The sequence below is a fragment of the Staphylococcus sp. NWU MK-U1 genome (assembly GCF_033283505.1).
Lineage (GTDB): Bacteria > Bacillota > Bacilli > Staphylococcales > Staphylococcaceae > Staphylococcus > Staphylococcus haemolyticus.
The window spans coordinates 467127-482036 of the sequence record NZ_JAVSMG010000002.1; the positions used below are offsets into that span (position 1 = coordinate 467127).

Below are 14910 nucleotides of genomic sequence, written 5' to 3' on the forward strand. Positions count from 1 at the left end.
TTTTAAAATTGAAAATATAATTTTTATAATCCATTAGTCGATTGTCATATCTAAGACGTCTCCAAACTCTTTAACATCAACAACAAATGACCCATTTGTGTATTGTTCAGATAAATGAATATCAGTGATTTGTCCTTCTTCAGAGTGACTTTCAGAATATAGAGTATACATACTTTCATCTTTAACAACATAACCTGCAACAACACGATGCGGATTTTTCTTCAACTCTTTAAGTAATGTAATACCTCTTTGTGCTCTTTTAGCTTGTTGTAAAATCTTATAGCTAATTCGTTTTACAGCACCTCTTTGAGTAGCCATTATAATTGAGCTATCACTATCTACAACATCCGTCATAACGACAAAATCTTCATCTTTTAAGTTGATAGATTTCACCCCAGCTGCTCGTAATCCCGTATCAGATAGTTCTTCACTTGAATATGTTAATGACATACCTTTATGTGTTAATACATTGATGAGTTGATCTTCATTTAATCGAATGACATTTATTAATTCATCATTATCTTTAACTTTCATAGCAACTAATGGTTTATTGTAACGAGTCGTTTTAAATAAGCTAACGTTACTTTTTTTAATCATTCCATTTCGAGTCGCTAGTACATAAAATGCGTTATCTTTAAAACTTTGTTCATTGTAAACATCAACTACAGTTTCATAATCATCTAGGGGAACAATTTGAGATACATGCTGTCCAAGTTCTTTCCATCTGATATCTGCTAATTTATGAACCGGAATGAATAAATACCTTCCTTTATTTGTAAAAACAAGTACCGTATCTTGCGTGTTAACTGTTTGATATTTGAGTAAACTGTCTCCATCTTTAAGCCCTATTTCAGTTACACCACTGGCATTGAAACTACGTGTAGATGTCCGTTTAATATATCCTTGACGTGTAATACTTAAAACAACATCTTCACTTGGAACCATAACTTCTTTATCAATTTTAATTTCTGCGATTTCCGCTTCAATTGATGATAAACGTTCAGATTTAAATCTTTTTCTAATATCAGTCAATTCACTTTTAATTACTTGTAACAATGCATCATGATTATCAAGTATATGACGATATTCTTTAATCAAATTAGCTAACTCATTATGTTCATTTTCCAATGCAACGATATCTGTATTAGTTAAACGATAAAGTTGAAGCATAACAATAGCCTCTGCTTGAGCTTCCGTAAATTCAAATTCAGCAACTAAATTGTCTTTAGCATCTTTTTTATTTTTAGAGTTACGAATTAACGTGATAACCTCATCCAATATTGATAGTGCTTTCATTAAACCTTCCACAATATGCATGCGTTTTTCAGCGTGATCTAAATCATATTTCGTACGATTTGCCACAACTTCAATTTGATGATTTAAGTAACTATCAATAATTTGGCGAATACCCATTAGTTTTGGACGACCGTCACTAATTGCAACCATATTAAAGTTATAAGCAATTTGTAAATCAGAGTTTTTGAATAAATAGTTTTTTATAGCTTCTGCATTTACATCCTTTTTCAGTTCGATTGCTATTCGTAATCCAGTGCGATCAGTTTCATCACGGACTTCGATAATACCATCTACTTTTTTATCTGCTCTTAACTCATCGATTCTTTTGACTAGTGAACTTTTATTCACTTCGTAAGGAATCTCAGTAACGATAAGTTGTTGACGACCATTACGAAGGGTTTCTTCATCCACTTTAGAACGTACAACAATTTTACCTTTACCAGTCTCATAAGCTTTCTTAATGCCATCCACACCTTGAATAATACCGCCAGTAGGGAAATCTGGACCTTTTATATATTTCATTAGTTGAGTGACAGTAATATCAGGATTATCGATATATTTCAATGTTGCTTGAATTACCTCTGCTAAATTATGCGGTGGGATGTCAGTCGCATAACCTGAAGAAATCCCTGTTGAACCATTAACTAATAAATTAGGAAATCTTGCTGGTAAAACCATTGGTTCTAAAGTTGTATCATCATAGTTTGGAACAAATGCAACAGTTTCCTTGTTAATATCTCTGACAAGTTCTTCCGATAATTGGCTTAACTTCGCTTCAGTATAACGCATGGCTGCAGGAGGATCATTATCGATACTACCGTTATTACCATGCATTTCAATTAAAACATGACGTAATTTCCAATCTTGACTTAAGCGTACCATTGCATCATATACTGATGAGTCGCCATGAGGATGATATTGACCAATAACGTCACCGACTGTCTTCGCACTCTTACGGAAATTCTTATCATACGTATTCCCACTACTATGCATTGCGAAAAGAATTCTTCGTTGTACTGGCTTCAAGCCATCACGAACATCCGGTAATGCACGTTCTTGAATAATATATTTACTATATCTTCCAAAACGATCGCCTATCACATCTTCAAGTGATAAATCTTGAATTATCTCACTCAATTTGTTTCCTCCTCAGTATATTCTTCAGTTTCTAGTACTTGTACTTCAGTATTATCTAATATACTCTGATCTTCTTGCATGCCAAATTCAACGTGACTTTCAATCCATTCACGACGTGGCGCAACTTTATCACCCATTAAAGTTGTAACTCGTTTAGACGAACGCATTTCATCTTCAATTTGAACACGAATTAATGTTCTAGTTTCAGGATTCATAGTTGTTTCCCATAACTGTTCAGGGTTCATTTCACCTAGACCTTTATAACGTTGCAACATAAATCCTTTTCCTAATTTCTTCTGAAGTTTTTCAAGTTCATCATCAGTCCATGCATATTCAACTTGCTTAGATTTACCTTTTCCTTTTTCCAGTTTATATAATGGCGGTAATGCGATAAATACTCTTCCAGCTTGTACAAGCGGTTTCATGTACTTAAAGAAGAAGGTTAATAATAATACTTGAATATGCGCACCATCTGTGTCGGCATCAGTCATGATAATAATTCTATTATAATTACTGTCTTCTATTTTAAAGTCGTTTCCAACACCAGCACCAATTGTATGAATGATAGTATTAATTTCTTCATTTTTAAAAATATCTTCAAGTCTTGCTTTTTCAGTATTAATAACTTTACCTCTTAAAGGTAAAATCGCTTGGAATTTTCTATCTCTTCCAAGTTTAGCTGAACCGCCTGCTGAGTCACCTTCGACTAGATATAATTCATTTTTCTCAGTATTTTTACTTTGAGCAGGTGTTAACTTTCCTGATAATAAAGTGTCTTTACGTTTATTCTTCTTACCTGAACGTGCATCTTCACGTGCTTTACGCGCAGCTTCCCTAGCTTGTTGTGCTTTAATTGCTTTCTTCACTAGAGATTTAGAAAGTTGACCTTTTTCTTCTAAATAATATGGCAATTTATCAGAAACTACTGAATCAACAGCACTACGAGCTTCTGAAGTACCCAATTTAGATTTAGTTTGCCCTTCAAATTGTAACAATTCTTCAGGTATGCGAACTGATATAACTGCAGTTAAACCTTCACGAATATCATTACCGTCTAAATTTTTGTCTTTTTCTTTCAATTCATTGATTCTTCTTGCGTAATCGTTGAACACACGTGTCATTGCAGTTTTAAATCCTACTTCATGTGTTCCGCCGTCTTTGGTACGCACGTTATTTACGAAGCTTAATATACTTTCTGAATATTGATCATTATATTGAAAAGCGACATCTACTTCTATACCATTTGAAGCACCTGTAAACATAGTTACGTCGTGAAGAACCTCTTTGCCTTCATTTACATAACTAACAAACTCTTTAATCCCCTCTTCGTAATGATAAACATCTTCACGTTCTTTGCCATTACGTAAATCTTTCAATGTTATTTTAAGATTCTTTAATAGGAAGGCAGATTCTTGTAACCTCTCACTTAAGGTTTCAAAATTAAATGTAGTTGTAGCTTTAAATATTTCGGGATCTGGTTTAAATGTAACTTTAGTTCCTGTTTTTTTTGTTTTACCTGATTTAACTAATCCAGATGCTGGCACTCCACCATTTTTAAAGCTTTGCTTGTAAATATTCCCGTCTCTATGTATTTCTACTTCTAACCATTCGCTTAATGCGTTAACTACAGATGCACCAACCCCATGCAATCCACCTGATGTTTTATATCCGCCTTGGCCGAATTTACCACCGGCGTGCAATACCGTGAAAATAACTTCTACAGTAGGTTTACCCGATGCATGCATACCTGAAGGCATACCACGACCATTATCTTCAATAGAAATACTATTATCTTGATTTATTGTTACATTTATTTCATTACCATATCCGTTTAAAATTTCATCTACGGAGTTATCTACTACTTCATACACTAAATGATGTAGTCCTCGTTTATCAGTAGATCCTATATACATACCTGGACGCTTTCTTACAGCTTCCAATCCCTCTAATACTTGAATAGAATCATCTGAGTAATGATTTGAATTTTTTGTTGCCAATGCGTTCGCCTCCTACAAACGTACGTTCGTTTTAAAAACTATACAATAGTTATTCTTATATAAATTGGTCTAAATTGCAAGCGTGAGTTAAAAACTAATCTATTTAAAGTTCTTGTTAAGAACAAATTTTTAAAATTGGTCGTTGTTATCTATTAGATTATGGTAAAATATAGCTACGTTATTAAAGGATGTGTAAAGTTATATGATGATAGTAGTCATGCTCATATTAAGCTATCTCATCGGCGCTATTCCTAATGGATATGTTATAGGAAAGCTTTTTTTCAAAAAAGATATTAGACAATATGGCAGTGGTAATACTGGCGCAACTAATAGTTTCCGAGTTCTAGGTAAACCAGCAGGATTTATTGTAACCTTTTTAGATATATTTAAAGGATTTATTACTGTGTTCTTTCCTATTTGGTTTCCAGTGCATGCAGATGGACCGCTTAGCACGTTCTTCACACATGGGTTAATTGTAGGTTTATTCGCAATACTTGGCCATGTATATCCAATATATCTTAGATTTAAGGGTGGAAAAGCTGTAGCTACAAGTGCTGGTGTTGTCTTAGGCGTAAATCCTATCTTGCTACTTATATTGGCAATTATATTCTTTGGAGTATTATATATATTTAAATATGTTTCACTCTCAAGTATTATTGCAGCAATTTGTTGCGTTATTGGCTCTCTCATCATACAAGATTACATATTATTTGGGATGAGCTTACTCGTTTCAATAATTTTAATAGTAAGACATCGCACCAATATTGTAAGAATTTTTAAAGGCGAAGAGCCAAAAATAAAATGGATGTAAATCCAATACCGATAATAATGCATTAAGCGTATCAATTCGCTTAGTGCTTTTTTATATCTTCATTGAAATTTTAAGGATTATCTCAAAATATGGATATGTTATAATTCTAAGAGTTCCATTTAAAAATTAAAATCCAAGTAATAGATAAATAAGGTAGGAGGATAATGTAATGAAAATTAAACTAACAGATCAAGCTGTAGAATGGTTTAAAGATGAACTAGACTTACCTGAAAATAACAAAGTTTTACAGTTTTACGTTCGCTATGGTGGTGAATTTCAACTTAAACAAGGTTTCAGTCCTGCCTTTCGCGTTGAACCAAGAGAAGATGTAGAAATTGGTTACGAAGAAAATTATAATGATTTGATATTAGTCGTTTCAGAAGAAGATCTATGGTATTTTGAGGACAATGAAGTCCTCGTTGAAAAAGTAGATCATGATGATGAAATTGCCTATTCTAAATTGAAGTAAGTCATAAAAACCGTTGAATTTAACTAAGCATATATAAAAGAACTGAGAAGACGCTCGCATGTAGCATTTCTCAGTTTTTTTAATACATATTAGTGATAAATCTAAACGCTTGAAATCACAATAAAAATTTTAAAGGTAAGGTAAATGATGGTCGGCCCTCGAATAGAGAATTTCGCCCTGAAATTCTTCAAGCAAAGTAAGCTGGGGTCGGCCCCCGAATAGAGAATTTCGCCATGAAATTCTTCAAGCAAAGCAAGCTGGGGTCGGGGCCCTAGCATAGAGAATTTCGCCCTGAAATTCTTCAAGCTAAGCAAGCTGGGGTTAAATGAATACATTCCTCTCCCTAAGTCTTGTATATCATCTATATTTCAAGGTCGCTTGATTGTGTCACTTCAAAATCTTTTCCATCTTGATTTAATTTATCTACATGACTATAAACCTTATGCCATTCTGGGAAGTAACGGTCTAATCTAATTGGTCGAAAATTACTTGATTTCATACAAATTAATTGAGTTGAACCAGTTGTGGCAAGATCTCCATTCTCATTATATACTTCATAACAATAAACTGATTTAAGTCTTGAATATTGCTCAACCCATGTTTTGACTGTCACTTTTTCAGGATAAAAAATTGATTTTCTATATTTTATTTGGAGGTCTACAACTGGAGAAATGATGCCCTCTTTTTCCATATCTGCATAACTAAAACCCAACTTTCGGATATAATCTGTTCGTGCAACCTCAAACCATGTTGCATAATTACCATGATAAATCACACCCATTTTATCTGTTTCTTGATATCTAGCTTCAATTTCAGTCATACTGTATATCATTCTTAAGTACCTCTTTTCCAAAATCATTCATAATTCATATTAACATAAAAAAGCCATGCCAACATAAAGTCAGCATGGCTTTAAAATTCATATATTATTGCGCTAATTTATTTCTAAGAACCATTTGTAAAATACCACCATGACGATAGTAATCTAATTCTACTAGTGAATCAAATCGTACAATTGCTTCAAAATCAACGACTTCACCATTTTCTTTTTTAGCATGTACTTTCACAGTATCACGTGGACTTACTGTTTCGTCAATATCAACAGAAATAGCTTCTTTACCATCTAATCCTAATGATTCTGCTGATTCACCATCTTTAAATTGCAATGGTAAAACACCCATCATAACTAAGTTAGAACGGTGAATACGTTCATAGCTTTGAGCGATAACAGTTTTCACACCTAATAAGTTTGTACCTTTTGCAGCCCAGTCACGAGAAGAACCCATACCGTAGTCGTTTCCTGCTAAAACAGCTAAACCAGTACCGTCTTCTTTATATTTCATAGCTGCATCATATATAGGCATTACTTCATCTGTAGGCCAGTAAGTAGTGAATCCACCCTCAGTACCTGGCGCTAATTGGTTTTTAATACGAATATTAGCAAATGTACCTCTTACCATTACTTCATGGTTACCACGTCGAGAACCGTAAGAGTTAAAGTTTCTAATAGGTACATCATGATCTAACAAATATTTACCAGCTGGTGTGTCTTTACCGATTGCACCGGCTGGAGAAATATGGTCAGTCGTAACAGAATCGCCAAATTTACCCATAACTCTTAAATCTTTAAGTGGTTCAATTGTACCAGGCTCTTTTGATAAACCTTGGAAGAATGATGGATTTTGGATATATGTTGAATTAGGATCAAAGTCATATAATGGTGCATCTGTTACATCAATTTCATTCCACATTTCATTGTTATTATACACGTTTTTATATTCTTCTAAGAATAGTTCAGGTGTTACAACACTATCTACAGTATCTGCAACCTCTTGAATTGTTGGCCAGATATCGTTTAAGTAAACATCTTGACCGTCTTTACCTTTTCCAATTGGCTCATTTTGTAAATCAATATCCACTGTACCAGCTAATGCATAAGCTACTACTAATTGAGGAGAAGCTAAATAGTTTGCTTTAACTAATGGATGGATACGACCTTCAAAGTTACGGTTACCAGATAATACTGATGTAACTAGTAAATCTTCTTCAGCCACTGCTTTTTCGATTTCAGGTAATAATGGACCAGAGTTACCAATACATGTCGTACAGCCGTAACCAACTAAGTTAAATCCTAAGTCATCTAAATATTCTTGAAGACCTGAATCTCTTAAGTATCCAGTTACAACTTTTGAACCTGGTGCTAATGAAGTTTTAACAAATTCAGGAACTTTAAGACCTTTTTCAACGGCTTTTTTAGCAACTAATCCTGCACCTAACATAACATATGGGTTAGATGTATTTGTACATGATGTGATAGCTGCGATAGCAATATCACCTGTTTTCATTGTTGCAGTTGAACCGTCAGCAAAATTGATATTTGCTTTTTTATCAAATTCACTTTTATCTAGTCCATGTCCTTGGTTACCAGCAGGTGCTGTAACAGATTTTTCAAATTCTTTCTTCATATCACTTAAGAAAATTAAATCTTGTGGACGTTTTGGACCTGATAATGAAGCTTCAACAGTAGATAAATCTAAGTCGATGACATCTGTATATTCTGGGTCTTCTTTATCTACAGTGAAGAACATATTATTTTGTTCTAAATAAGCTTTAACTAATTCAACATGCTCTTCTTTACGTCCAGTTAATCTCATATATTTAAGAGATTCTTCATCAACTGGGAAGAAACCACAAGTTGCACCATATTCAGGCGCCATGTTAGCGATTGTTGCACGATCTGCTAATGGTAAGTCAGTTACACCAGGACCGAAGAATTCAACAAATTTGCCAACTACACCTTTTTTACGTAGTTCTTGAGTCACACGTAATGCTAAATCAGTAGCTGTTGAACCTTGTGGTAATGAATTAGTTAATCGAACACCAATTACTTCAGGGATTGGGAAGTAAGAAGGTTGTCCTAGCATACCCGCTTCAGCTTCAATACCACCAACACCCCAACCTAATACACCAATACCATTGATCATTGTAGTATGAGAGTCAGTTCCTACAAGTGTGTCAGGAAATGCCGTCTGTTCTCCATCAACATCGCGAACGTGTACAACATTTGCAAGATATTCTAAGTTTACTTGGTGAACAATACCAGTTGCAGGGGGAACAGCATTATAGTTATCAAATGCTTTAGTCGCCCAATTTAAAAATTGATAACGCTCATAGTTACGTTCGAATTCTAATTTCATATTTCTTTCTAATGCATCTGGATTAGCATAGCTATCAACTTGAACAGAGTGGTCAATGACTAAGTCAACTGGCACTTCTGGGTTGATTTTATTAATATCCCCACCAACATCGTTCATTGCTTTACGTAATGATGCTAAATCAACAACTGCAGGAACACCTGTGAAGTCTTGCAGAATAACACGAGATGGTTTGAAAGGTACTTCACCTTCATTTCCTTCATTGCCAAAGTTACCCAACGCTTTAATATGTTCATCAGTAATGACAAATTCATCTTCTTGTCTTAATACTGATTCTAATAAAACACGAATTGAGTAAGGTAATTTACTTATTTTTGTTAAACCTTGTTCTTCTAAACTTTTTAAATCATAGTACGTATATGACTGGCCATTTGCTTCAAATGTCTTTTTAGCTTGTTGCTTAATGTTAGAAGTCATTTATATATCCCCCTTGAATATTAAAATTCATATTTATATGCCTTTAAATAAATTGTATAATTATATGTTTTTCAAAACAACTGTATATACCTACATTTCATGTGATTTAGCTTTCGCATTTATAATCAGTGTATATAAGTTATTCTTATCATATGTGCTTACCACTATAAGTAAATATTATTAATTGAGAATGATTTTCATTAATATATAACATGATCTCTTTAAAATTCATAAAAAACCCTCAAGTACTTATAAAAGCACTTAAGGGCAATAATGTTATTATGATGACTTCATATTATTTTTCAGCGTTTCTTCTTGATTCACGCTTTTCTAAAATATCAGATTCATAATCTTGTTGTTGACTTTTAACATAATCTTGAAGTCTATGTTTGTTTGGTTGAAGTGTTAATCCTAAGAATTTACGTTCTTGGTTTGCATCTTTATAGAAACTAATCATCATCATTATAACTACAAAGGAGAATGGGAACGCACTTATAATTGCCGCACTTTGAATAGCATTTAATGCGTCAGCACCGTTTCCGCCACCTGCTAGTAATAAGATGAATGCGATTAATGATTGAGAAACACCCCATGTTACTTTCACAGCACTAGAAGGTTCAAGAGAACCAAATGTTGTTTGCATACCCAACACAAATGTAGCTGAATCGGCAGATGTGATAAAGAATGAAGCAATTAGTACTAATGCTATAAGTGATAATGCCATTCCTAATGGAACGTGGTGGAATACACCGAACAACTGAGTTTCAGGTGTCATTTTAAATAATTCAGGGTGTTTTTTACCTGTTTCAATACCTAACACACCAAATACACTGAACCATAAGAAACTTACGATTGCTGGTACTAGTAAAACACCTGAGATAAATTCACGAATTGAACGTCCTTTAGACACACGTGCAATAAATACACCTACGAATGGACTCCAACTTAACCACCAACCCCAATAATAAAGGGTCCATGAAGACATCCATTCACGTTTTTGACCATTTAATGCTGCAGTGTCAAAACTGTTGAATAAGAATGAATTTAATAAGCTACCAGTTGAACTAGTAAACATATTTAAAATAAGTACAGTAGGTCCAATAATTAAAGCAATAATCATTAAAACAGTACCTAAACCAATATTTAAGTTACTTAAATATTGAATACCTTTACTTAAACCAGACCATGCACTAGCAATAAATAATATTGTAACTACGACAATTATAATAGATTGAACCCATACATTATTTGGAACACCAAATAAGTAATGAAGTCCACCATTAATTTGTAACGCTCCCATACCAAGTGAAACGGCTACACCTACAACAGTCGCAAATACTGAAAGAACGTCAATAATTGTTCCTATAGGTCCTTCCACTTTGTCTCCTAAAATAGGGCGTAGTGTACGAGAAATTAAACCTGGTTCATTTTTTCTAAATTGTGCGTAAGCTAAAGCTAATGCAACTACACCATATACAGCCCAAGCATGGAATCCCCAGTGGAAAAATGTAGAACGTAATGCTTCTGTATATGCTTCAGTAGTTTTAGGATCGGCATTAGGTGGTGAGGCAAAATCTGCCATAGGTTCAGCTGCACCGTAGAACACTAAACCTATTCCCATACCGGCACTAAATAACATCGCAAACCATGAAACAGTATTAAATTCAGGTTTATCATTAGGTTTACCTAGTTTAAGTTTACCGATTGGACTAAAAATTAAAAAGATACAAAAGAACACTATTACAGTAATCAAAATCATGTAATACCAGCCAAGCTTTTCAGTAATCCAACTACTGATGTCACCTGTAATTTTACCGAATTGCTCAGGTAAAAATGCACCGATTAATACAACAATGGCTACTACGATAGCACTGTAAATAAAAACCGATGAAAACTTCTTGTTTTGTTTTGTTTCTTCAGAAGAAGAATTCATAATTTACTTACCCCTTTCCTATATTAAATTTAAAAATTAGTTTGAAATAACTATGAAGTAATTTAAGACGCTATATTAAAGGATAACAAAGCCTTTATACAATATCAAATTTCTTTTAAATTAAACATTTACTAAAATATTTATATATTGTATAATATATTTTATTCTTATGTGAGGGGTATTGAATTATGTTTAAAGAATTTAAAGAGTTTGCTCTTAAAGGTAACGTGCTAGATTTAGCAATCGCTGTAGTTATGGGTGCAGCATTCAATAAAATTGTTACATCATTAGTTACATACATTATCATGCCATTAATTGGTAAAATTTTCGGTTCTGTTGATTTTGCTAAAGATTGGGAATTCTGGGGTATTAAATATGGCCTATTTATCCAATCAATTATTGATTTTATAATTGTAGCAATCGCACTATTTATATTTGTTAAAATCGCAAATACTTTAGTGAAGAAAGAAGAGCCTGAAGAAGAAATCGAAGAAAATACTGTTTTATTAACAGAAATCCGCGATTTGTTAAGAGCTAAATAATCATAATTTAAGACCGTATGGCAATATTGTATTAATTTTGCCATACGCTCTTTTTTAGTTCCACTTAAATCGAGTTTGACTTTGATATTGATTTGATGTTACTTCAAGTATTAATGGAATGCGTTGTTTAAGTTCACTAACGTGAGATATGATACCAACCATCCTGCCTGAAGTTTTTAATTTAACCAAAGTATCTAGAGCAGTTTCTAATGTTTCTTGATCTAACGTACCAAAGCCTTCATCTATAAACATTGACTCAAGGGTAATACCACCAGACTCTTGTTGAACCACTTCACTCAATCCTAGCGCTAAAGCTAGAGATGCTTGGAACGTTTCACCACCTGATAATGAACTAATATGTCTAGATTTATTTGAATGAAAATCAAACACTTCAATTTCCAAACCACTATAACCATGAGATATAGATTCTCTTCTTTTTAGCTGATATCTTTCCCCACTCATACGTTCTAAACGAATATTTGCTTGATGGATGATTCGTTCTAAGTAATAAACAAGCACATAGTTTTCAAGCGTTAATTTTTTACTATTTTTTCCTGATAGTACCTCTGATAATTCAAAGATTTCTTGTTGTTCTTTTAATTCTTTCTCTAAATAATTTATATGATCCATTATACTATTAAATTTGTCTTTATTTTTCTGTACTTGATATTGAATTGTAGCACTCGCTTCAACGTACTTATTATAGTTGGATTCAATTTCAGTTTTTGTAGCTTCCAATTTTTCAACCGATTCAGGTTTATTGTCTTTTGTAAGTTGAGATAGTCGTTCAATTTCTAAAGTAAGTTTTTGATGATCATGCTCATATTGCTGAATTTTCATTTCAATTTGCTCTTTGTTGTCTAACTTAGATAATAAAATTTCAACATCTTTGTATGAATTTAGTCCAATTCGCTTCATTTCTTGATTAATTTCATCGCTATGACCACTAATTTCTTGTTCAAGTTCTTTAATAACTAATTGATTATTGTTTAGATTATTTGTTTCGATTTCAATTTGTTGTTTTGTTTGATTTATTTCTTTCTCTAATACTTCGTTCTTAGAAACATGATCAGTTACTATCTGTTCATATTGCTTAAAGCACTGTTCAAATTTATTAGTTTCATCATAATTAGTGTAGCTTTTAAATTCTTTTATTAGTGTTTCAAATTGATGCTTCAATGATAAAAGTTTTTCATGCTTAATTTGTAAGCTATGATTAACATCTTTATGCTTATCTAGTGCACTTTTAAACTTTTCACGTTGCTTAATTTGAAGTTGTAGTTTTTCTTTTTCCTTATTTTTAGTTCTTAATTGTTGTTCTATTTCGTCGATATCACTAATTTCATCATCATTTATTTCTAACTCACTCATTTGATTACTAATATAATCAGAAGTGGTTTCAAGTTTAGTTAACTCATTTATTTCTTTATTTAACTGATTATTAACTTCTTTTATTAAATTTTGATTCTTAGCTATTTCATTAAAATTAATATGTTCATTGAGAGACTCAATTTCATTACCACAGATAGGACATGTATCTCCAACATGAAGTGCATTTTGAATTTCTTGAATAAATGTTTGTTTATCATTTAAATCAATATTTGACTTGTCTATATTTTCTAATTGAAGTTTTAAATCTGAAATTTGTTCTTTAGTTTTTTTAATACTATTCTCTGTTTCGTTGTATTTTTGACTTAAAGATTGGTATTTTTTCTTGTTTTCTCTCAAAGTCACTTTTTTATCAAAAGTGTTTTTTAATTGGAATATCTCCTGTGTTATTTCGTCAATATTCTCGTTATTTACATCTATTTTAGCTATATCATTATTTAATTTATCAATTAAATTCTTATTTTCTTCTTGCTTTTGATTATTCTCTTTTAAGTATGTTTCATTTTGTTTAATTTCGTTAAAAGCTTCACGATACTTATTTATGTTTGTATAAAACTGTTTAGTTTTATCAATATATACAGACTTAATGTTAATATCTTCTGATTGTTGATTTAAAATTTCTTTTTCTATCTTAAATTTCTCTAATTTATCATTAAGTTCATCTAACTCTTCAAGAATAGAATTTAACTTAACCTTAGTATTTTCATATTTTTGTTCCTTTGCGTTTCTTTGATTATACAATTGACTCAAGGGTTTAATTTCCATAATTTTACGTAATTCAGCTTTTAATTTTTCAATACTATCTTTGTTTCTTTCTAGTTGCACTTTCTTATCTTTATTTCGATCAAGTTCTTTAAGTGATTCTATTAATTTATTGTTTTCTTCAATTTTTCTTTTAATAGCTTCAAGCGCATCATGGTGTTCAGATTTTAATTGTTCATATTTTTCATTTAAGTGTTGACCTACTTGTTCAAACTGAGGTATTGCATTAATAATGTCTTTGGTTTGCAAACTATTCAAAGATTTAAATTGAATTAATCCATCATTCTCAAATGTTTCAATATCTTCCCAAAGTATTTGAATCTGACTATAACGTGATTCTATTTGTTTCTTCTCGTCTTTAACTTGATTTAACAATAAATTTTGCATCTCTTCAAAACGAATACTATTGAATAATGTTCTTAAAATACTTTGTTTATCGGAACTGTTAGATACTAAAAATTTCTTAAATTCTCCTTGAGGTAATATGAATAATTGTCTAAATTGTTCAGCGTTGATACCTAACAGATCTTTGATAAAACCATTACCAGAGCTGATTTTACTCTCTCGTAGTTCGTAAAGCTGACTTTCTTCATCAAATTCAAAAACATCAAGTTTACCAGGTGTTAAAGAAGTATTCCCCTCTTTAATAAATCCAGCCTGTCTAGATATTTTAAATTTTTTATCGTTAATTTTAAATTCATATTCTACACTCATCGGGGATTTACCATCTGCAAAATGACTTCGTAATTCTCCCTCATTTCTCCCCTCTGTAGAAGCCTTACCAAATAGAGCATAAACAATGCCATCAAATAACATAGTTTTTCCCGAACCAGTTTTTCCACTAATTAAAAATAACTGTTCATTATTTATTTGTTCAAAATCAATAACTTCATGTATGAAAGGTCCAAAATTATTAAGTATTAATTTAGTTGGTCTCAATTA

General features: G+C 32.2%; 9 protein-coding genes. 3 read left to right on the forward strand and 6 right to left on the reverse strand.

What is annotated here, in order from left to right; genetic code table 11:
• Positions 1-33 precede the first annotated feature (33 nt).
• Both parC and parE read right to left on the reverse strand, forming a co-directional pair.
• A complete protein-coding gene (gene parC / locus SBL16_RS05330; protein WP_107612237.1) occupies positions 34-2433 on the reverse strand; it encodes a DNA topoisomerase IV subunit A in 2400 nt (799 codons plus the stop codon).
• The gene (parE, locus tag SBL16_RS05335; protein ID WP_107612238.1) at positions 2430-4430 is read right to left on the reverse strand and encodes a DNA topoisomerase IV subunit B; all 2001 of its coding nucleotides are present in this window, start codon (positions 4428-4430) and stop codon (positions 2430-2432) included. The genes parC and parE overlap by 4 nt, the downstream gene beginning before the upstream one ends.
• A gap of 202 nt (positions 4431-4632) precedes the next feature.
• Between parE and plsY the strand changes: the two genes are divergently transcribed.
• On the forward strand, positions 4633-5241 hold the full coding sequence (gene plsY, locus SBL16_RS05340) for a glycerol-3-phosphate 1-O-acyltransferase PlsY (RefSeq protein ID WP_011275846.1): 609 nt from the start codon (positions 4633-4635) through the stop codon (positions 5239-5241).
• A 169-nt stretch (positions 5242-5410) separates the two neighbouring features.
• A complete protein-coding gene (locus SBL16_RS05345) occupies positions 5411-5710 on the forward strand; it encodes a HesB/YadR/YfhF family protein (protein ID WP_011275847.1) in 300 nt (99 codons plus the stop codon).
• A 361-nt stretch (positions 5711-6071) separates the two neighbouring features.
• On the opposite strand, the gene menI is transcribed toward SBL16_RS05345, so the two are convergent.
• The 3 genes from menI to SBL16_RS05360 all read right to left on the reverse strand — a co-directional run bounded on the left by menI (position 6072) and on the right by SBL16_RS05360 (position 11275).
• Entirely contained in the window at positions 6072-6542 is a 471-nt protein-coding gene (gene menI, locus SBL16_RS05350; protein WP_107612239.1) for a 1,4-dihydroxy-2-naphthoyl-CoA hydrolase MenI, read from the reverse strand.
• 94 nt (positions 6543-6636) lie between these two features.
• Positions 6637-9342, reverse strand: a complete 2706-nt coding sequence (gene acnA, locus SBL16_RS05355) for an aconitate hydratase AcnA (protein WP_011275849.1) — start codon at positions 9340-9342, stop codon at positions 6637-6639.
• A 295-nt stretch (positions 9343-9637) separates the two neighbouring features.
• Positions 9638-11275: a BCCT family transporter gene (locus SBL16_RS05360; RefSeq protein WP_107612240.1), complete on the reverse strand. Its 1638-nt coding sequence runs from the start codon at positions 11273-11275 to the stop codon at positions 9638-9640.
• Positions 11276-11463: 188 nt separating this feature from the next.
• Here SBL16_RS05360 and mscL point away from each other — a divergent pair, with 188 nt between their 5' ends.
• The gene (gene mscL, locus SBL16_RS05365; protein ID WP_033080045.1) at positions 11464-11817 is read left to right on the forward strand and encodes a large conductance mechanosensitive channel protein MscL; all 354 of its coding nucleotides are present in this window, start codon (positions 11464-11466) and stop codon (positions 11815-11817) included.
• A 54-nt stretch (positions 11818-11871) separates the two neighbouring features.
• Here the strand turns inward: mscL and sbcC are convergent, their stop codons facing one another.
• Positions 11872-14907 (reverse strand): exonuclease subunit SbcC, encoded by a 3036-nt coding sequence (sbcC, locus tag SBL16_RS05370; protein ID WP_317953078.1) that lies wholly within the window; start codon positions 14905-14907, stop codon positions 11872-11874.
• Positions 14908-14910 lie beyond the last annotated feature (3 nt).